The sequence below is a fragment of the Streptomyces sp. NPDC030799 genome, from assembly GCF_055572255.1.
On record NZ_JBVIDS010000018.1, the window covers coordinates 12,786 to 32,265 of the forward strand.

Here is a 19,480-nt window from a genome sequence, read left to right on the forward strand (position 1 = left end):
GGCTCCTTTGCCGGTGGGCGGGACGGCCGGGATTTTGACGCAGGGTGCCGCGCCATGCTTTCCCAGGTCATGCGGGATCTGCGACGGTGGGTGAGCCAGGGCGGGGGATGGTGCCCGAAGGGGCGTACTGGGCGGCTTGTGCGGCGAACATCGAGGCGTAGCGCCCTTGGGCGGCGATGAGTTCGTCGTGGCTGCCGTGCTCGACGAGCCGTCCGTGGTGCAGGACGTGGATGCGGTCGGCGTGGCGGACGCCGGACATCCGATGGGTGACGAGGACGACGGCCCGGTTGGGGGCGGCGAGTCGGCGGATGCGGTCGAAGGCGGCGATCTCTGCTTCCGGGTCGAGGGCGGAGGTGGGCTCGTCCACGATGAGCACGCCGTCGTCGTCCGAGGTGGAGCTGCGCCAGTGGGTTCGCGCGAGCCCGATCTTCTGCCATTCGCCGCCGGACAGTTCACTGGCACCGCGGAACATGCGGGCCAGGAGGCTGCGTAGGCCGTCGGGGAGTTTCGCGACGACCGGTCCGGCGCCCGCGTAGTCGACGGACGGCTGGAGGTCGTCGGGGCCGGCTTCCCGGCCGGGCCGGCCGATCCGGATGTTCAACGCCGCCGTCACGGGCCAGCGTTGGAAGTCCTGGGTGAGCAGCGCGACGCGGTCGAAGACCTCGGAGCGGTCCAGCGAAGCGATGTCGGCCTCACCCCACCGCACGGTCCCGCTCTGCGGCAGCAACAGGCCCGACAACACCTTCATCAGCGTGCTCTTGCCGGAGCCGTTCTCGCCGACCACGGCGGTGACCGAGCCCATGGGCAGCGTGAGGGACACCTCGTCCAGGGCGGGGGCGTCCCGGTCCGGGTAGCGGTAGCCGACCCGGTCGAGGACGACTTGCTTCACCTCGGCCGGGACGGGATCGCCCCCGCTGGGGATGGTGCGTAGTGCCGCCTCGTCCAGGAACCGGGCGTGGTCGCGGACGTAGAGGGACTCCTCGTGCAGCTGGTTGACGTTCATCACCAGCGCGCCCAGGCTCGCCGAGCCGGACCGGACGGCGATGACGGCGGTCCCGGCCACGGCCAGACTCATGTGCCCGCTCATGATCAGCCAGAACATGGCCGCGTACGTCGCCGCCATGGCGAGTCCGGACAGCGCGGCGGCCACCCACTCGGTGACGGCTTTGCCGGTGGCCAGGCGCTCCTGCTCGGCCTCGGCGCTCTCGGCCATCCGCTCGTAGCGGCTGAGCAGGAACGGCCCGACGGCGTGGATGCGCACCTCTTGGGCGGCGGTGCGCTCGGTGAGCAGGTTGCCGATGAGGCGGCTGGCCCGCACGTGCTCGACCCAGCTCATGACCGACACGTACCGTTCCTGCGCCACCCGCATCGCGCCCCAGCCGCGCGGCGCCGCGATCAGGATCAGCATCGGCAGGAGGACCGGGTGGAGGATGGTGAGCACGCCGGCCGTGGAGATCAGGGAGATGGTCCCGTTCAGCGCGGCGACGCAGGCGCTGATCATGCGGCGGGCGGATCCGGCGCCGTACTGGGCGACGTCGATCAACCGCCGGAAGTCCGGGTCCTCGATGGCCTCCAGTTCGACCGATGCGGCGGCGGCCAGGTACTGGGTCGTGGCGATCCGCTCGACCAGCGGCTCCAGCCGGCCCGCCCGCGAGGTGGACCATCCGGCCAGGCCCGAGTTGACCACGGCCGCTCCGGCGGCGGCGAGCAGTCCGGGCAGAACCGCGTGCAGCCGCTGCCCGGGGGTGCCGGAGCCGAGCAGCGCGTGCATGACGGCGTTGACCGCGAGCAGCCCGATGGCTGCGGCGAAACCCTGTCCGATCTCGCTGATCGCGACCGTGAGCAGCGCGCGGCGGTCCGCCTGCCACGCCATCCGCAAGGTCGCCCCGACCAGCCTGGGCATGGAGCGCAGGGCCGACATCATCGTCAAGTCCAGCCGGGCACGCTCGTGTTCCGACCAGCCCAGGTCGTAGCGCAGAGGACCGCCGAAGAGCTCCTCCTCGGCGTCGGAGACCTCCGGCTCCGCCATCCGCACGCGTCCGAAGAACCTCTTCACCGCGCGCCTCCTGGCCCCGGCCGGCTCAGCGCCCGGAGAGCCGGCGTGGGCAGCCGCCTGGACGCGTCGCGATGCGAGTACTCCTCACTCGGTGCTACGCCATGAGGAGTCGCATGTGTTTGTGTCCTGTGTGTTTGCGCCCTGTGTGTTCGCGTCCTGTGTGTTCGCGTCCTGGCCGAAGTCAACGTGGTCCCCCTTGACGGTGGTGTGGCTGCTCCTTCGGCTCAACGAGCCGGCCAGAATTTCGAACACATGTGTTTCGGTCGTGTTGGTAACCCCGGGGTTGAGCGCGCGCCGGAGCTTGCGGGTTGCATCGACCCTTGCGGCCCCTGGGCCGCGGTCTGGAGCGGCGGTGGCCGAAACGCCGAGCGTGCCGCTGTCCGGCGTGTTCGATGTGCCCCGGTCTCACGACCGTGCATGACAACCGAAAGGCTCCCGCGAGGATCTGCCTCGCGGGAGCCTTCCCTTGTAATGCCTGCCTGTGAAGGGGAGAAGACGATCACGGGCAGGACATCCGTGTGGCTACGGCATCACGGCTTGAGCAGCAGGCTGTCGCCGCGCTCCTTGGCGGCGGCGTAGCGCTTGGCGACGTCCTGCCAGTTGACGACCTGCCACATCGCCTCGATGAAGTCGACCTTCTGGTTCTTGTACTGCAGGTAGAAGGCGTGCTCCCAGGCGTCGAAGACCAGGATCGGGGTGGAGCCCTGGCCGACGTTGCCCTGGTGGTCGTAGACCTGCTCGACGATGAGGCGGCCGCTCAGCGGCTCGTAGGCGAGCACGCCCCAGCCCGAGCCCTGCGTGGTGGCGGCGGCCTTGGACAGCTGCGCCTTGAAACCGGCGAAGGAGCCGAAGGACTCGGTGATCGCGTCTGCCAGGTCACCGACCCCGTCCTGGGCGAGGGGCTCGCCGCCGCCGTCCTTCGGGCCGGTCATGTTCTGCCAGTAGATCGAGTGCAGGATGTGGCCGGAGAGGTGGAAGGCCAGGTTCTTCTCCAGGCCGTTGATCGAGCCCCACGACTCCTTGTCCCGCGCCTCGGCCAGCTGTTCCAGGGTGTCGTTCGCACCCTTCACGTACGCCGCGTGGTGCTTGTCGTGGTGCAGCTCGATGATCTCCGGGCTGATGACCGGGGCGAGCGCCGAGTAGTCGTACGGAAGTTCCGGAAGCGTGTAAAGCGCCATGTCCAACGTCCTCCGACGTTATTGCGAATGACTTGCAGCTGCACGCTACCAGTAAGAACTTCACCTTTCGATCAGGCGTTGGACCTAGGACCCCTCCCCCAGGTCGCATCTCGGATCTCGTCCTCTTCCGTGCCCTCCTCGTGGGCGAGAGGCTGAGCCGCGTAGGTGATGCGGACGACGTCGTCGGCGTGCCGTTCTGCGGACGCCCGTACTCCGAAGACGTCGGCGAGGAGCTGCGGGGTGAGCACCTCCAGGACCGGACCCGCCGCGACCACTGCTCCCTCGTGGAGCACGACCAGGTGGTCGCAGAGGCGGGCGGCCAGGTCGAGGTCGTGCAGGACCGCCAGCGTGGTGACGCCGGTGGCGCGGATCAGGTCCAGCAGCTCGAACCTGGCGCGGATGTCGAGGTGGTTGGTCAGCTCGTCGAGCACGAGCAGCTGGGGGTCCTGTGCCAAGGCCCTCGCCAGGAGGACACGTTGACGCTCGCCTCCGGACAGGGAGGCGTAGTCCCGGTCCGCGTACGGTCGTACGCCGCACCGGTCGATGGCCTCCTCCACCGCGCGGTGGTCCTCGGCGCCGTCGCGCCCCAGGAGCCCGTGGTGCGGGGCACGGCCGAGCGCGACGATCTCGGTGACCGTCAGGCCGGTGGTGTTGCCGGTGGCGTCCTGCAGGACGGCGGCGGTGCGGCGGGCCGCGGTGCGGGCGGACAGGACCCATACGTCGTCGTCGCCGACCTTGACCACACCGTCCGCAGGGCGGAGCGAGCGGTAGACGGCGCGCAAGAGGGTCGACTTGCCACTGCCGTTGGGGCCGACGAGGCCGACGATGTCGCCTTTGCGGGCCTCCAGGCTCACGGCGTGCAGGATCGGGCGACGGTCCAGCGTGATGTGAAGCTGGTCGACGGTGAGTTTCATGCGTCAGTCCAGGTCCTTGTTGCGGCGCAGCAGCCACAGGAAGAAGGGGGCGCCGAGCAGCGCGGTGAGGATGCCCAGCGGCAGTTCGTTGGGGCGGTTGAGGGTGCGGGAGAGCAGGTCGACGAGGACCAGGTAGAGGGCGCCCAGCAGGGCGGTCAGCGGCAGGAGACGACGGTGGTCGGCGCCGAGGGTGAGACGGACGAGGTGCGGGATCATCAGGCCGACGAAGCCGATGCTGCCGGCGACGGCGATGACGGTTCCGGTGAGGAGCGCACTGAGCACCAGCAGTACGGCGCGCAGGCGGTTGACGTCGACGCCGAGTGCCGTGGCGGATTCGTCGCCGGCCAGCAGGACGTTGAGCCGCCGGCCGAAGAGCGTGAGGAGGGCGGTGCCGGCCAGGACCACCGCCGCCACCGTGGGGAGTTGGTCCCATTGGGCGCCGGCCACGCTGCCCAGCATCCAGAACATCACGGTGCGCAGCTCGGTCGGTGTCGCCTGCAGCTGGACGTAGCTCGTCGCCGAGAGGAAGACGTAGCCGACCGCGACGCCGGCCAGCACCAGCCGGGTGGGTGCCATACGGCCCCGCCGCTGTCCGAGGGCGAAGACGAGTCCGCCTGCCGTCACCGCGCCGAGGAAGGCCGCCGCCGACACACCGAGCCCCGCGAGGGCCACGCCGCCGCCCAGGGTGATGACCAGCACCGCGCCGAGCGTGGCTCCGTACGAGAAGCCGAGAACGATGGGATCGGCCAGTGGGTTGGAGACCACGGTCTGCAGCACCGCTCCGGAGACGGCCAGGCCCGCGCCGACCAGGGCGGCGAGGACCACCCGGGGAGTACGGAAGTTCCAGACGATCTGGTCCGTGGCGGGGTCGCCGGAGGCGCCCTGCCCGGTGACGTGGTGCCAGACGATGCCCCACACGTCACCGAGTGGGAGGGTGACCGCCCCGATGCTGATCGCCACGATCATGGTGACGACCAGCGCGACCGGCAGGAGAGTGAAGGCCAGAGCGGCCTTCACTCGGGTCGGCCGGCTCAGAACGCGTCCGGGTGCAGCACCTTGGCGATCTTCTCCACCGCCAGGTCGTTGCTCGGGCCGAGGTACATCGAGTCGGACAGAACGACGTACGTGTTCTTCTTGGCGGCCGGCCACTGGGGGAACTCCTTCAGCAGTTTCCTGGCGTAGGCCGCCGGGTCGGGGTCGTTGTAGCCGATGACGACGAGTGCGTCGACGTCGGTGGCGGCCACCTTCTCCTTGCTCAGGTCGGCGAAGGAGGTCCTGGAGGCCGCCTCGAAGGCGTTGGCGCCGCCGGCCTTGGTGAGGATGTCGTTGTAGATGCCGTGGGCGACGACCGAGCTGAAGGCGTTGCCGCCCATGGACATGTTGGAGAAGAGCACCATCACCTTGGGCGCCTTCTTGCCCCTGACCTTGGCGGCCACCTCGTCGATGTGCTTCCGGGAGGCGGCGATCAGCTTCTCGGCCCGGTCCTTGACGTTGAAGATCTTCCCCATGTCGCGCAGCAGCGTGTAGCTGTCGGCGACGGTCATCCTGGAGGTGTCCTGGTCGCAGCCCTGCGGGGAGACATAGGTGTGGGCTGCCACCTGCTGCAACTGGTCGCGGGTGGCGAAGCCGTTCTTCTCGTCGAAGCCGTACGACGTCGTGGACAGCACCAGGTCCGGGCGCAGGCCGAGCATCGCCTCGCGGGGGATGTCGTAGGCGTCGTTGAGTTGGATGTTCCCGGTGGGCAGGGCCTTGATGGCCTTGGCCCGGCCGGGTACCTCGCTCATGCCGTAGCTCTGCTCGTTGGCGACGATCCTGTCGCCGAGGCCGAGGGCGAGCAGGGTCGAGACCTCCGCGACGGAGGCGCCGCTCATGACGACCACTCGGCTGGGTGCCTTCTTGAAGGTCTCGGTCCGACCGCAGTTCTCGACGGTCACCGGATAGCCGGTCTTCGATGCGGCGGCGTCGGCCCGCTCGCCGCTCGTCCTGTCGTCCTTCGAGGAGTCGGCGCATGCCGCCGTGACCAGACACAGGGCCGTGGCCAGAACTGTGGCGACCGGCCGTTTCATGGACATGCTGGCTCCTTGCTTGCGGGGCTCGGTGGTGTTCCGTTGCAGTAGTCGTGGCGCGGTGGCCGCGAGTTCCCGGCGAAGCCCGACTACTTTGCGGGGCAGGCCGGATGAGTTTCCTCGCCGGTCGCTGCGGGCAGTTCGCCCGCGGCGACGCACTGGTCGAGGTACCGGAACACCAGGTCCCGGCCGATGGGCGGGCAGGTGATGCCGCTGTCGCGCAGGCCCTTGCGGACGTTGTCGGCGTGGACGTGCCCGAGGCGCAGGTCGGGGGCCTCGCTCCCGTTCTCGCCGGCATCAAAGAAGGCGAGCGTGGTGGCGGCGACATCGGCCGAGCGGGGCAGCGCAGCGCGCCATTGGGCCAGCGTCAGACGTCGTAGGGGGTAGCCGTACTCCTCGATCCAGTCGTAGAGGTCGCTCAGCCGCAGCCTCGGTACGGCCGCGTGGTTGAAGACGGGGCCGGTGGCGGTGAGGGCGAGATGCAGGACGGACTTGGCGACGTGGTCGACCGGTGTCCAGATCTCGTCCTCGAACAGCTCCGGGAGAATCCCTGCGGGGATACCGGCCCTGAGCACGCTCCACAGGAAGTCGCGTGTGTTGACGTATCCGGACCCGGCTGGTCCCACCACTCGGCCCAGGCGGTGCACGGTGACCGGCAGTCCGCGCTCGGCGGCCTGTTGGAGCAGGCGTTCGGAGGCCCACTTCGACTGCTGGTAGCCGTACCGCAGACCGGCGTGGGCCGGCAGGAATGCTTCCGGTACTTCGGTGCTGAGGCCGGCGGGCGGAGCCACGGACAGCGTGGAGACGTAATGGAAGGGGATCGACCGCGCGGCGGCCAGGCGCAGCAGGTGCCGGGTGGACTCGGTGTTGACGGCGCGCAGGGTGCCGTACTCCCGCATGATGCTGACCGTCGCGGCATTGTGGAAGATCGCGTCGCAGGTCTGGGCCAGTTCGCCGGCAGTGTCCGGTGACAGACCCAGGCCTGGGCGGGCGAGGTCGGCGGGCACGACGGTGATGCGGTCCTCGGCGGCTTGCGGAAGTGTGATGTGCTGCTGCTTCAGGGACTGCTGGAGGCGGCCCATGGCCTCGTCCGTGGTGCGCGCGCGGACGGTGCAGACGATCTCGCCGTCAGTGGCCGCCAGCAATTCGGCAAGCAGGTGAGCGCCGACGAAGCCGGTGGCACCGGTCAGCAGGATGCGCCGGAGGGCGTCCGGGCGGTGGCCGGTACCGGGCCGGATGTCCCCGTCGAGGACGATGTCGGTGTGCAGGGCCGACGGGAGGCCGGTGGCAGCAGGCGGGCAGTCGTCGAGGAACCGGGCGAGTTCGGCGGCCGTGGGGTACTGGAAGAGCCAGGCCACCCTGATGTCGCGGCCCAGTTCCACGCCGAGCCGGTTGGCCACCTGGATGGCTTGGAGGGACTGGGCGCCCAGGTCGAAGACGTCGTCGTCGGCGGTGATGTCGTCCGCGCCCAGGATCTGCTGCCAGATGCCGATGACGGTCCGCTCCAGCGGGCTGCCGACGGTCGGAGCCCCGGTCGCGGATGGTGTGCTCAGTCCCGGTCGGTCGATCTTGCCCGATCCTGTGCGGGGCAGGCGGTCGTGGAACTCGACAACGGAGGGCAGCATCGCCGCGGGCAGCCTCTGCCGAAGGTGGTCTCTCACCTCGGAGGCGGACGGAGCCGGAAGGCCCGCAACCAGATGGGCGGCGAGGCGACGGGTGCCGTCCGGCGAGGTCTGCCCGAGGACGGCCGCCTCACGGATCCGTGGGTGCGTCAGCAGGGCGCTCTCCACCTCGGCGGGATGCACGCGGTGACCGCTGATCTTGAACTCCTCGTCCGCCCGGCCGAGGAATCGCAACTGCCCGTCGTCGCCGAGGTGCACCAGGTCGCCCGTGCGGTAGGCGCGGGGCCCTCCGGGGAGCGCCGTGAGAGGGGCGAACCGGACGGTGTCCGGGTCGGTGCCACCCCGGTATCCGGAGGCCAGGTTGTCGCCGAGGAGGTACAGCTCCCCACCGACGACGGCGGCCCGCGTGCCGGGCAGCGGCAGCCCGATCGGTACGTCGCCGGGGTCGAGGGCAGGGTCGTGCAGGTCGGCGACGGTGGCGACCACGGTCGCCTCGGTCGGGCCGTACGTGTTGAAGAGCCGGACCGACGTGCCGACGGCCTTGCGCCAGCGCTCCACTCGTTCGGGGAGCGCCGCCTCGCCGCCGATGACGACGGTCCGCACTCCTGCGGGCAGCGCGGCCGTGCCCGTGGAGAGCGCGTAGGCGAGTTCGTGCCAGTACGCGGTGGGCAGGTCCAGCACGCTGACTTTCAGGCGCTCGCAGTCGTCGAGGAAGCGGGGGACCGACTCGGTCATGCCGTCGGAGCGGATGACGAGGGTGCCGCCGGTGCACAGGGTGAGGAAGATTTCTTCCACGCTGGCGTCGAAGTGGAGCGGCGCGAACTGCAGGACCCGGTCGTCGCGGCGCAGCCCGTAGCGGTGCGTGGCACCCGCCACGAAGTTCGCCAGGGCACCGTGGCTGATCTCGACACCCTTGGGGCGGCCGGTGGAGCCGGAGGTGTGGATGACGTAGGCGGGGTCCTGGAACGACGGCGGCGTCGGGGCCGGCCCGAGGGTCGGATCCGGCTGGTCGAGCGCGAGTACGGGCGTGCCCGCGCAGGCGCTCGCACGGGCGGCCGTCGTCAGGAGCAGGTCGGGCCTCGCCCCGCTCAGCAGTTGCGCCGTCCGGTCGGCGGGGGCGGCCGGGTCGAGCGGGCAGTAGGCCGCGCCCGACAGCAGCACACCGAGAATGGCGGTGACGGCGTCCGTCCCCCGGGGCAGCGCCACGGCCACCAGGCTGCCCCGCCCGATGCCTCGGGCCGCGAGGCGACGGGCCAGGTGGCGTGCGCTTCCGTACAGCCGGGCATAGGTGAGGCTGTCATGGCCGTGCTCCACGGCGGCGGCTCCGCCCCGGCGTGCGGCGTGGTCGGCGATCAGGCTCAGCACCGGGCGGGCCGGCGCAGGCAGCGGCCCACCGTCCAGGACCGGTACGGACGCCGGGCGCAGGGGGCGGTCGGGGCCGGCGACCGCCTCGTCGAGCAGCGCGAGCAACCCCTGGTGAAAGGCGGCGGCCTCCCCCTGGTCGTACAGATCGGGGTGGGCGTCCACCACGATCCGCAGACCGGTGCCGTCCGAGCGGTCGTACACGTTGACCGCCAGGTCGTCGACGGGACCGGCGGAGACGTTGTGGACGGTGCTGCGGTGTCCGGCGAACCGCAGGTCGTACTGGAACGGCATGATGTTGACACCGGGCCCGGAGAGCCTGCGCTGACCGCCCACCAGCTTCAGGTCGCGGCGCAGCTGTTCGTAGCGGTAGCGCTGGTGCGGGAGGCCCGCGCGCAGTTCGCCGGAGACACGGGCTGCGAGGTCGCGCAGGCTGTCGTCGGCGGAGACGGCGACCCGCAGAGGCAGGATGTTGCGCACCATCGCCGGCACGCGCAGCGACACAGAGCCGAGACGCCCCATGGCCGGCAGGCTCAGGACGATCTCCGGCGCCCCGGTCACCCGGTGCAGCTGGGCCACCGTCACCGCGAGCAGTACCTCGGACCAGGTCACCGACAGCTCACGGACGGCCTTGCGCAGGACGTCGGCCCGGGTCGCGTCCAGGTCGGTGACGCATCGGTGGAAGGTGCGGGCGGGCAGGGCCGAGCGTCCCGCCACAGTGGCCACCGAAGGCCGGTCGGCGTATCGGCCGGTCCAGTAGGCGCGGTCCTTGGCGTATCGGGCGGAGTCCCGGTAGGCGCGCTCCTCGGCACGCACCGACTCCAGGGTGCCGAAGCCGCTCTCGGGTACCGGCTCGCCCGCCATGAGAGCCGTATAGACCTGGGCCACGCGACGGGCGACCAGGGAGAGGCCGAAGCCGTCGAGGGCGATGTGGTGGACGCGGTGGTACCAGAGGTGCTGGTCGCTCCCGGTCTTCAGCAGGGCGTGCCCGAACACCGGACCGCGGGTGAGGTCCACCGGGCGGGCCATGTCCTCGGCCATCCATGCGAGGGCGGCGCTGTGCGGGTCCGGTTCGGCGGTGAGATCAGCGGTGTGCAGCACCCAGTCCCTGACGGGTGTCTCGAACTGCCAGGGGCGCCCTTGCCCGTCCACTTCGAAGGTGACGTGGAGAGCTTCGGTCTCGGTGACGACATGGTGCAGGGCGATGTCGAAGACGGCACAGTCCACCGGGCCGTCGATGCACACGTACTCGGCGGTGTTGTAGGCGGGGCTGTCCGGGTCGAGCTGCTGGCCGGCCCAGATGCCCTCCTGGGCGGCCAGCAGCGGGTGGCGGCGCGCGGGCTCAGGTGTCGGCATGTGCCGCACCTCCCTGGCGTTCGGCCAGCAGCTGCCACCACTGGGCGAAGGACGTGCGCTCGGCGAGATCCACGAAGCTGACGTCCGCGCCGGCGGCCTGCCACCGTTCCAGCAGGGTGACGATGCGCAGGGAGTCCAGTCCGGCGTCCAGCGGGCTCTCCTCCAGGTCGACTTCGCCGGGCTGCAGGTACAGGAATTCCGCGAGGTCGGCGCGGAAGCTCTCCGGGGTGAGGGGTTCAGGCATGGGCTCTCTCTACGTCGGTGTCGGCGGCGCTAGGGGGGTGTCGTTTGGACGCCGGGATGATCCGAACGACACCCCCTAGTTGACCTTGCGGGCGGAGTCGCCCCAGAAGCGGTCGCGCAGTTCCCGGCGGAGGATCTTGCCGCTGGGGTTGCGCGGTACGTGGTCGATGAATTCGTACGCCGAGGGCAGCTTGAAGGCGGCGAGGCGCGGAACGAGGAAGGTGTGCAGGTCCCTGGGGCTCGGTTGCTCGCCGGGGACGGGGACGACGAAGGCGTGGACCCGTTCGCCCCAGCGCTCGTCCGGGGCTCCGACGATCACCGCCTCGGCCACGCCCGGGTGGTGCTCCAGCACCTTCTCGATCTCGGCGGGGTACACGTTCTCGCCCGCGACGAGGATGGCGTCCTTGATCCGGTCGCGGATGAAGAGGTAGCCGTCCTGGTCGATGTACCCGGCGTCGCCGGTGTGGACCCAGCCGTCCACCAGGGTCTGAGCGGTCTTGTCGGGCAGGCCCCAGTACTCCACCATCCGGGCCGGGGTGTGCAGGCAGACCTCTCCGATCTCGCCCGGCGGCAGTTCCTTGCCGTCGTCGTCGATCACCTTGGCGCGGACGCCCGGATAGGGGTGGCCGGCGGCCCGCATGCGCGGTCCGCCGGGGACATGGTCGGCCGGCGGCAGGCACACGGCGGTGTTGCCGGTCTCGGTGAGCCCGTAGATCTGTGCGAAGTCGCAGTCCAGTACGGCGAGGCTCTCCTCCAGCAGGCTCTCGGAGATCGGGGAGCCGCCGTAGACGGTCTTGCGGAGCGTGGCGAAGTCCTTGGCACTGACCCCTGGTTCGGTGAGCATCATGCGGAGCATCGCCGGCACCACGCAGGCGGTGGTGATGCCCAGCTCACGGATCAGGTCGACGGCGTGGCGGGCTGCGAAGGCACGCATCGCCACGACGGTCGTCCCCGCGTTGAGGTTCTGCGTGGCCCACCACAGGCCGCCGATGTGGAAGCCGGGGATACCGACGAGTGCGATGTCGCCGTCCCGCCAGTCGATCCAGTCGAGCCCCTCGCTCGCCAGCGCCTCACGGATGGCGAAGAAGCTCCGGTGAGCGAGGACGACTCCCTTGGGCAGGCCGGTGGTGCCGCTGGTGTAGAGCTGGGCGACAGGGGTGTCGGCGGTGGCGTCGGACTTCGTGTCCGTGTCCGGGTGTCCGGCCTTCCAGCCTGCGAAGTTCGCGCCGAGGGGTACGACGGTCTCGGGCGGGGCGGTCGGCATGCGCGCCACGATCGGCGCGAACTCCGACTCCAGGAAGAGGAGTCTGGTGCCGGAGTCCTGGAGGATGTGGCTCACCTCGGGTGCGGTGAGCCGCCAGTTGACGGGGACCAGGACGGTGCCGCTCTTGGCGCAGCCGAAGAGGATCTCGTAGTAGTGCTCGGACTCCTTGCCCAGGTATGCCACGCGGTCGCCCTCGGTGAGTCCGGCGGCCCGGACGGCGTGGGCGATGCGGTTGCTCTCGCGGTGCAGGTCGCCGTACGAAAGGCTGCGGCCCTCGCAGAGCACGGCGGGGGTGTCCGGCCGGTGGTGGGCGTGGAGGCGAATGGTCTGGACGAGCGTCTCCATGGGCGGTCCCTTCGGTGGTTCACGGGATGTTGACGAATGCGAGCGTCGCCTCGCCGTCGCACCGGCCGCCGTGGGTGTCCCAGTAGCGGTACGAGGTCTCGGCATGGAGGAACGGCTTGCCGCCGGGCTCTCGTCGGGTGACGGACAGGAACTCCATCTCTCCCGAGAAGGAGCGAGGGTTGACCGGACGCCGGAAGTTGCCCGCGAAGCGGGCGATGAGGATGTCCGGGAGCTGGTGCCGCCAGAAGTCGTCCAGGGTCCAGTCCTCGAACCCGGCCAGGAGTCCTTCCTGCACGGACTTCGCGACGAGGTAGTACATCATCTGGTTGTAGGCGATGTTGACCTCGACCGAGTTCAGGTGGCCGGTGTCGTCGATGTAGCAGGACTCGGGGATCACGAACGCACAGCGGGCCGAGGTGTTCTCGCGGCCGGCGGTGACGACGGCGGACTTCAGGTACTTGCAGTGGGTCTTGTACGGCGCCAGAACGCGCTCCAGCAGGTCGGCGTCGGTGGCGTACGTGCGGTCGGCGGCGGATGTGGTCATGCCGCTGGTATCCCGTCGTGCAGCTTGCGCTCGTCGTGGACGGTGACGCGGTAGGAGACGGTCGGCTCGGGAGTGGCCGTGTGCCGGGCGCGGTGGATGAGGCTGCGGTTGTCCCAGATCAGCAGGTCTCCCTGCTCGAAGCCCTGCAGGTGGATGTTGTCGTGTTCGAAGGTGTCGTCGAGCTGGCCGGTCGCCTCGAAGAGACGGTGCAGCAGGTCGTCGTCGAGCGGTCTGCCGTCCGCGTCCTCGATGCCGACGGTGAAGCCCTCGCTGATGTACAGGACCGTTTCGCCGGTGAGGGGGTGGGTGAACGTGGTGGGCTGGCGGACGGCCGGGGTCTTGCGCTCCACCTCGTCGATGATCTCGGAGAGCGGACGGTAGACGTCCTGCGGCCGGATCTTGAAGTACTTGCGGACCGAGTGCCTGCAGTAGGTGCCGGCGATCTGCTTCTTGAGGTCCTCGGGCAGCCTCTCGTAGGCCCGGCCCATGTCGATGAAGTAGGTGCCGCGGTTCTTCTGCGGAATGACCTGGGGGTAGATCAGAGTGATGCCGAAGGGGTCGGGCATGAACTGGTAGTCGGCGTGCCAGAACTTGCCGGTCTTCGGCACACCTATCTGCTTGCCGTTCTCGGGGACGTTGGAGGAGACGAAGATCTCCGGGAGCTCGGGGTGGTGGTACATCGGCTCGTAGTACGTCTCGGGCTGACCGAGCCGCGTGCCGAGGTCCAGGAACTGCTGGGGGGTGAGGTCCTGTCCCTTCAGGACGGCGATCTTCTTCGTGTAGACGGTCTGCTTGAGTGTCTCGATGTCCGTGTCGGATGCGCCGGCGTGGTCGAAGTCCTCGATCGTGGCGCCGAGGGCCGAGCCGAGCTGTTCAGTGATCTGCATGAGTGTCGTCCTTCGTGAAAGGGTCAGCCGGCCCGCTTGGCGTCGATCAGTGCCGCGGTGCCGCCGAGGGTGAGGGTGGGTCGCAACTCGCTGTCGTGGACCATCACGCCGAGGTCGCGTTCGATGCGGATGCTGATCTCGACCATCGTCAGCGAGTCGACGTCCAGGTCGGCGAAGGTGGCCTCGGGGGTGAAGCGGTCGGCCGGGGCGTCGTGCAGGGTGGCCAGGATCTCGACCAGCTGGTTGTAGGTGGTGCTCATGAGACGGTTTCTTCTCCTCGGTCGTGCGGGTGGGCCCCTGGGGGCAGTTCGGGCCAGGTCAGCAGGCAGGAGCCCCAGGTGAGGCCGCCGCCGAAGGCGGTGAGCAGGAGTCGGTCCCCCGGCCGGAGCGTCTGCTGGGCGGCCGCGCCGGTGAGAGCCAGCGGTATGGAGGCGGCGCCGGTGTTGCCGACCGAGTCGACGTTGACCACGCAGCGTTCCCGGGGCAGGCCCAGGTCGTCGGCCACCGAGTGCAGGATGCGCAGATTGGCCTGGTGCGGGACGAAGTGGTCGACGTCGTCGATCTTCCAGCCGGCCGTGCGCAGCACGGTGCGCGCGGACTCGGCCATGCGGGTCACCGCGTGCCGGTAGACCTCGTTGCCGCGCATCGCGAAGTGCCGGTCGTCGCGCTGCACTTCGTCTCCGGTGGAGCGCTGGCGGGAACCGCCGGCGGCGACGGTGATGAGGTCCTCGTGCGCACCGTCGCTGCCCAGGTCGAACCGGCCCACGGCGCCGGGTTCGTCGGCGTGTCCGGTGCGCAGGACGACGGCGCCGGCGCCGTCCCCGAAGATGATGGCGTTGGCCCGGTCCAGTGGATCCACGATGGTGGAGTAGGTGTCCGCGCCGATGAGCAGGACCCGTCCGGCCACGCCGGAGGTGATCAGCCCGGCGGCAGTGGCCAGTCCGTACACGAAGCCGGTGCACACCGCGCCGACGTCGAAGGCGGCCGCTCCGGCGAGCCCCAGCCGGGCTGCGACCGAGGGCGCCGTGGCCGGGCAGGGCCGGTCGGGTGTGGTCGTGGTGACGATCACCGCGTCCACGGTGTCGACTCCGGCACTGTGCAGGGCCTCGCGCCCGGCCTCGACGGCCAGGTCCGAGGTCGCCTGGCCGGGCTCGATGACATGGCGGCGGAGGATTCCGGTGCGGGTGCGGATCCAGGCGTCGTCGGTGGCCAGTCGCTCGGCCAGCTCGTCGTTGGTGACCACGCGGGGCGGCACCCATCCGGCCAGTCCGCACAGAACGGCGGCGGGTGGACTGGGAGCGTTACGGGGCACGGCTGTTCTCCAGGTGTGGGGAGGTCCGGGGGCGCCCGGAGGAGACGGGGACGGCAGTAGTGGTCCAGGGAGTGTCGTTTGGATCGGCCCGCGACGCCGGGATGATCCGAACGACACCCCCCTAGGGACCGGAGGTCGTTGTGCGCAGGGCCAGGGTCAGTGGCACCCCGCAGGCGATTCCGGCCGCTATCGCGAACACGGCGGCCCTGATGCCGGCCAGCGAGGTGCCGCCTGCCGGGGGCTGCCCGGCAGCGCCTGCCAACGCCACGAGCAGCGCGAGACCCACCGCGCCGCCGACTTGGAGGCTGGTCGAGGCGAGCCCCGATGCCACACCCTGGTCGTCGGGAGCGACTCCGGCGGCGGCTGTGATCCACATGCCGGTCCAGGCGGCACCTTGGCCCAGGCCCAGCAGCACGATTCCCGGCAACAGCAAGGGATAGGAGCCGTGTCGGGTCAGCGCGAGGCCGAGCGCGACGGCTCCCGCTGCGCCAAGGACCATGCCGCCGACCAGCATCCGGCGGACACCGACCGCTGCGACAGCCCGTTCTCCGGCCTGGGTCCCGGCGGCGACCACCAGGGCCGGGACCAGGAAGGCGAGGCCGGTCGCGAACGCGCCGTAGCCGCGCACGGTCTGGAAGTACAGGGTCAGGAAGTACGGCAGTGAGCTGAAGGTGGCGCTGTACAGGGCAGTCACCGCCATCGCTGCCACGAGCCCTCGATGCCTGAACAGCCGGCTCGGTACCAGCGGGCTGCGTGAACGCGTCTCGACGACGGCGAAGAGCGTGAGCAGAGCCGACGACAGCGCCGCGCTGACGAGGGTGACCGAGCTGCTCCAGCCGGCCTCGGGCGCGTGCACCAACACGAACACCAGGAGAGTGATGCCTCCGGTCCCGGTCAGTGCGCCCGTCAGGTCGAATCTCCGCGCCCCGGCCGGCGGGACGTCCGCCGGGAACAGTGCCCGGCCCGCCCACGCGATGGCTCCCGCCAGGGGAACGTTGACGAAGAACACCGACGGCCAGCCGAACGCCTCCACCAGGACCCCGCCGAGCAGGGAGCCCGAGCAGAGTCCGCCGGCCCCCGCAGCGCCCCACACCGCCAACGCCCGGTTCCGGTCCGGTCCTTCGGCGTAGATGGTGTTGATCAGGGACAGGGTGGCCGGGAAGAGCAGGGATCCGCCGATGCCCTGGACCGCCCGCACGGCGACCAGCGCTCCCGGCGTCTGCGAGAACCCTCCCACCAGCGAGGACACCGCATAGATCAAGGCCGCGGCGACGAACGTACGGCGCCGGCCCAGCAGGTCCGAGGCCCGGCCACCCAGCAGCAGGAAGCCACCCGTCGCCACGACGTAGGCGCTCACCACCCACTGCAGGTCGTGCTCCGGGAAACCAAGGCCTGCGCCCACGTCGGGCAGAGCGACGTACACGATGTTGTAGTCGAGGGCGATGACCAGTTGAGCCAGCGCCAGGACGAGAAGGGACAGCCGTGCCGACATCGTCCGGTCCCCCCTCACCAACAGAAAAAACATGGAGACGAATATCGAATCCGTCGATCATTTTCGGTCACGATAACACCCCGAAGAGAACTTGAGAATGCCCGCTCTGCAAACATGCCCACGGCCCGATATTCACTTTTCAGGCAGCACTGAAAACCGACAGTGCAATACCGTCGGTTGAATTTCGCAGGATTTTCAGGCGGTCAGCCCTCTCCCATCAGTCGCCTGATTTCCGAGATGAGCACCGTCAGTGCTCGCCTTTCCGGAATGGTCGTTTCCGGATGCCAGAGGTCCACGAGGAGACAGGTGCGTGGGCGAGCTCCGTCATTGCGCGCCTCATGCTCGAAGGAGTAGTCGAAGAGCAGGCAGTGACCTTCCTGCCAGGTACGGGTCTCCCCGGCGACCGTGATGCTGCACCCGTCGGGGATGTCCACGGCGAGATGCAGGTTGATGCTGAAGTTCCACAGGTCGCAATGCGGGGCTATGGATGCCCCCGGCAGCAGGGTGGAGAAGTGACTTTCCAGGAGTGGGCAGATCTTTTCCGTGTCCACGGCGAACTCTTCGAGCACCTTGTAGGCGGTGGGTACGGTCGTCGCCGCTTCCTCGACCATTGCCCCGCCGCGGTAAAGGTGGAGAGCCTGCCAGTCGGTCTGCCGGTTCAGGTAGTGCTCGTAGTCGGAAAACGCCTCCCGACGCGCCTCCCAGGCCGACTTCAGCTCATCCCTGATGACCGGATGAGCCGATTCCAGTGCCTGGACGACGGGGATGAGTTCCGGGTGGGCACGGGGATCGTGCCACGGGGTGGGAGACAGTCCCGGCAGGATCCATTTGGCTCCCTTCTGGAGCGGGTGGCGTGCCGCTCCCCCTCCGGGTTCCAGCATCCGCTCCACCCGGCTGAGGGAGTCCGCACCGTGATCGCTTCTGATCGCCACGAACGCGTGCTCTATCTCGGGTGTCATGAGGCCCTCCTGGCTACTGCCGCGACCGGCGCCGTGCCGCGCCGTCGCATCAGTAGTCGGACAGGCGACCGAGCGAGTTCCCGCGATTTCCCGCGTTCGGGCCGGGTCTGTCGGCCTCGTCGAGGAGCCCCATGAGGGTCGTCCGGGCGCGGGCCACGCGGGACCGCACCGTGCCGACGGGGCAACCGCCGAGCAGGGCGGCCTCCTCGTAGGACAGCCCCACCACCTGGGTCAGCACGAACGCCTCACGTCGTTCGTCGGGGAGCGCGTTCAGCAGGTCGAGAAGCGCGATGCCGTCGTCGAAGCCCGGCAGCCCCTGCGGCTGGGTCCGTTCCACGGCTGTCTGCCAGTCGTGGGTGTCCGCCGTCCGGGGCCGGACGGCGGCGCGGCGGTAGCTGTCGACGACCGCGCAGCGGGCGATGGACAGCAGCCAGGTTCGTGCCGAGGCGCGTCCCTCGAACCGGTGCAGGCTGTTGAGTGCCCGCACGAACGTGTCCTGGGTCAGGTCGTCGATGTTCTGGGGATCCGCTCCCAGGTGGGCGACGTAGCGCAGCACGTCGGAGTGCAGGGCACGCACGAAGCATTCGGCGGCGTCCGGGTCGCCGTTCCGGGCGGCCAGCGCCCAGGCGGTCGCCGAGGCGTCCGCAGAAGCCCTCTGCGTTTGCGGAGCAGTCAGGGCAGAAGTGATCACGAGGTGTCCTTCTCAGTCATCCGGGGCGCGGCCAGGTGAGGCCACAGCTCTGTCCGGTGAGTGGGGTGCAGCCGTAGGGGTGGTACGGCGGTGCCCGGGGCTCGCGCAGGCTCGCGCGCGTGCAGCTGTGCGTGCCCGTTCTTCAGGAACAGCTCACGACACGGCTCGTGGCGTCTTCCGAGGAAGGCTCAGGAGACCTGCTGAAGGAGAAACGGGAAGGAGAGCCCCGGTGGGTCCGGCTGTCTCAGGCGACAGCGGCGCCCACGGGCGGCCCCCGGGAGGTGATGGCGTGACAGAGAAGGAGTCGTACCGGCGTGCGGTGGCCGGAGTCGCGGCGCCTTCGCACGGACGGCCGACGCGGCACCACGGGCAGGGCGAGCAGCATCCGCAGCGGTGCCACCAGGCGGACGGCCGCGGCCCGCAGGATGCGGAAGACGGCGCGCTCGCCGTACGCGAGCCACAGGCCGCACAGGACCGCGGCGAGCAGGTGGGCGGCGAACATGCCGAACGCGGCGCCGCCTTCCATGCCGTGGGCACTGTGCGTGCCGAGCCCCATGTGAGACATGGAGCCCGCACCCATGTGCTCCATGCCGGCCATGTGCATCTCGTCCATGTGCATGGGGCCCATGTCCATGGAGCCCATGCCGTCCGAGGCCGGGGCGCGGCCGGATGCGACGGACTGAGCGAGGGAGAAGGTCTCGTGGAGCAGCGCCTGGGCGGCGACCACGACAGCGACAATCGGCGCACGTTCACGCTCACGGCCGGCGAGACACCAACCGGCCGCGCCCGTCCCGGCGGCACCCGCCGCCATGGCCCACCAGGGCACCGACGTACCGGACATCATCACGTGGCCGAGGGCAGCAAGCAGCACGCAGGCGGCGGCGAACACACCGGCCCGCAGCGTGCGGCACCACCCTCCGACAGTCATGACGCGCCCATCTTCGCACCCGTGGTCCGATCGTCGTCAGGGGGTACGTGCGGACACCTGCCCCCGGACTCACTCCGAGAAGGGTGACACACAACACACCGACAGGGCGGGAACTCGGCGGGCATCGCCGACGACTTCTGGAACACGACGGAAGGACAGCTACTGCCGGAACGCGGCCGTTCCGGGCCTGACCACGACGGCGGGCAACTTCACCGAGCCGCTGTGGCTGAACGTCAGTGTGAAATACACGCACCGACCAGG

Annotated in this window: 16 protein-coding genes; all 16 read right to left on the reverse strand. The window is 69.8% G+C overall.

All coding sequences use genetic code 11. The annotated features are described in order from the left end of the window. Positions 1-67: 67 nt before the first annotated feature. Positions 68-2,056: an ABC transporter ATP-binding protein gene (locus ACZ41I_RS36190; RefSeq protein WP_399765231.1), complete on the reverse strand. Its 1,989-nt coding sequence runs from the start codon at positions 2,054-2,056 to the stop codon at positions 68-70. Positions 2,057-2,586: 530 nt separating this feature from the next. After that, positions 2,587-3,234: a superoxide dismutase gene (locus tag ACZ41I_RS36195; RefSeq protein WP_361985656.1), complete on the reverse strand. Its 648-nt coding sequence runs from the start codon at positions 3,232-3,234 to the stop codon at positions 2,587-2,589. 71 nt (positions 3,235-3,305) lie between these two features. Beyond that, positions 3,306-4,148 carry an ABC transporter ATP-binding protein gene (locus ACZ41I_RS36200; protein ID WP_468516125.1) on the reverse strand — a complete coding sequence of 281 codons (843 nt, stop codon included), beginning with the start codon at positions 4,146-4,148 and terminating at the stop codon, positions 3,306-3,308. Between the two features lie 3 nt (positions 4,149-4,151). After that, the gene (locus ACZ41I_RS36205) at positions 4,152-5,114 is read right to left on the reverse strand and encodes a FecCD family ABC transporter permease (RefSeq protein WP_468516225.1); all 963 of its coding nucleotides are present in this window, start codon (positions 5,112-5,114) and stop codon (positions 4,152-4,154) included. Between the two features lie 65 nt (positions 5,115-5,179). After that, positions 5,180-6,220, reverse strand: coding sequence for an ABC transporter substrate-binding protein (locus tag ACZ41I_RS36210; RefSeq protein ID WP_468516126.1), 1,041 nt, complete (start codon positions 6,218-6,220; stop codon positions 5,180-5,182). A gap of 83 nt (positions 6,221-6,303) precedes the next feature. Continuing rightward, entirely contained in the window at positions 6,304-10,554 is a 4,251-nt protein-coding gene (locus ACZ41I_RS36215) for an amino acid adenylation domain-containing protein (RefSeq protein ID WP_468516127.1), read from the reverse strand. Beyond that, the gene (locus ACZ41I_RS36220) at positions 10,541-10,798 is read right to left on the reverse strand and encodes a phosphopantetheine-binding protein (RefSeq protein ID WP_399765245.1); all 258 of its coding nucleotides are present in this window, start codon (positions 10,796-10,798) and stop codon (positions 10,541-10,543) included. The genes ACZ41I_RS36215 and ACZ41I_RS36220 overlap by 14 nt, the downstream gene beginning before the upstream one ends. A 75-nt stretch (positions 10,799-10,873) precedes the next feature. Beyond that, positions 10,874-12,406, reverse strand: a complete 1,533-nt coding sequence (locus ACZ41I_RS36225) for a fatty acid--CoA ligase (protein ID WP_468516128.1) — start codon at positions 12,404-12,406, stop codon at positions 10,874-10,876. Positions 12,407-12,425: 19 nt separating this feature from the next. Further along, positions 12,426-12,950 carry a (2E)-enoyl-ACP glycyltransferase gene (gene scoD, locus ACZ41I_RS36230; protein ID WP_399765251.1) on the reverse strand — a complete coding sequence of 175 codons (525 nt, stop codon included), beginning with the start codon at positions 12,948-12,950 and terminating at the stop codon, positions 12,426-12,428. Next, the gene (scoE, locus tag ACZ41I_RS36235; protein WP_468516129.1) at positions 12,947-13,837 is read right to left on the reverse strand and encodes a (3R)-3-[(carboxymethyl)amino]fatty acid oxygenase/decarboxylase; all 891 of its coding nucleotides are present in this window, start codon (positions 13,835-13,837) and stop codon (positions 12,947-12,949) included. Before scoE ends, scoD begins: the two co-directional genes overlap by 4 nt. Before the next feature lie 23 nt (positions 13,838-13,860). Continuing rightward, entirely contained in the window at positions 13,861-14,097 is a 237-nt protein-coding gene (locus ACZ41I_RS36240; protein ID WP_363218686.1) for an acyl carrier protein, read from the reverse strand. Further along, positions 14,094-15,149 carry a beta-ketoacyl-ACP synthase III gene (locus ACZ41I_RS36245; protein WP_468516130.1) on the reverse strand — a complete coding sequence of 352 codons (1,056 nt, stop codon included), beginning with the start codon at positions 15,147-15,149 and terminating at the stop codon, positions 14,094-14,096. The genes ACZ41I_RS36240 and ACZ41I_RS36245 overlap by 4 nt, the downstream gene beginning before the upstream one ends. Positions 15,150-15,270: 121 nt before the next feature. After that, on the reverse strand, positions 15,271-16,641 hold the full coding sequence (locus ACZ41I_RS36250; RefSeq protein WP_399765260.1) for an MFS transporter: 1,371 nt from the start codon (positions 16,639-16,641) through the stop codon (positions 15,271-15,273). A 203-nt stretch (positions 16,642-16,844) separates the two neighbouring features. Next, entirely contained in the window at positions 16,845-17,600 is a 756-nt protein-coding gene (locus ACZ41I_RS36255) for an aspartyl/asparaginyl beta-hydroxylase domain-containing protein (protein WP_468516131.1), read from the reverse strand. Between the two features lie 49 nt (positions 17,601-17,649). Continuing rightward, on the reverse strand, positions 17,650-18,291 hold the full coding sequence (locus ACZ41I_RS36260; protein ID WP_363218690.1) for a sigma-70 family RNA polymerase sigma factor: 642 nt from the start codon (positions 18,289-18,291) through the stop codon (positions 17,650-17,652). Between the two features lie 244 nt (positions 18,292-18,535). Beyond that, positions 18,536-19,219, reverse strand: a complete 684-nt coding sequence (locus tag ACZ41I_RS36265; protein ID WP_468516132.1) for a hypothetical protein — start codon at positions 19,217-19,219, stop codon at positions 18,536-18,538. Positions 19,220-19,480: the final 261 nt, after the last annotated feature.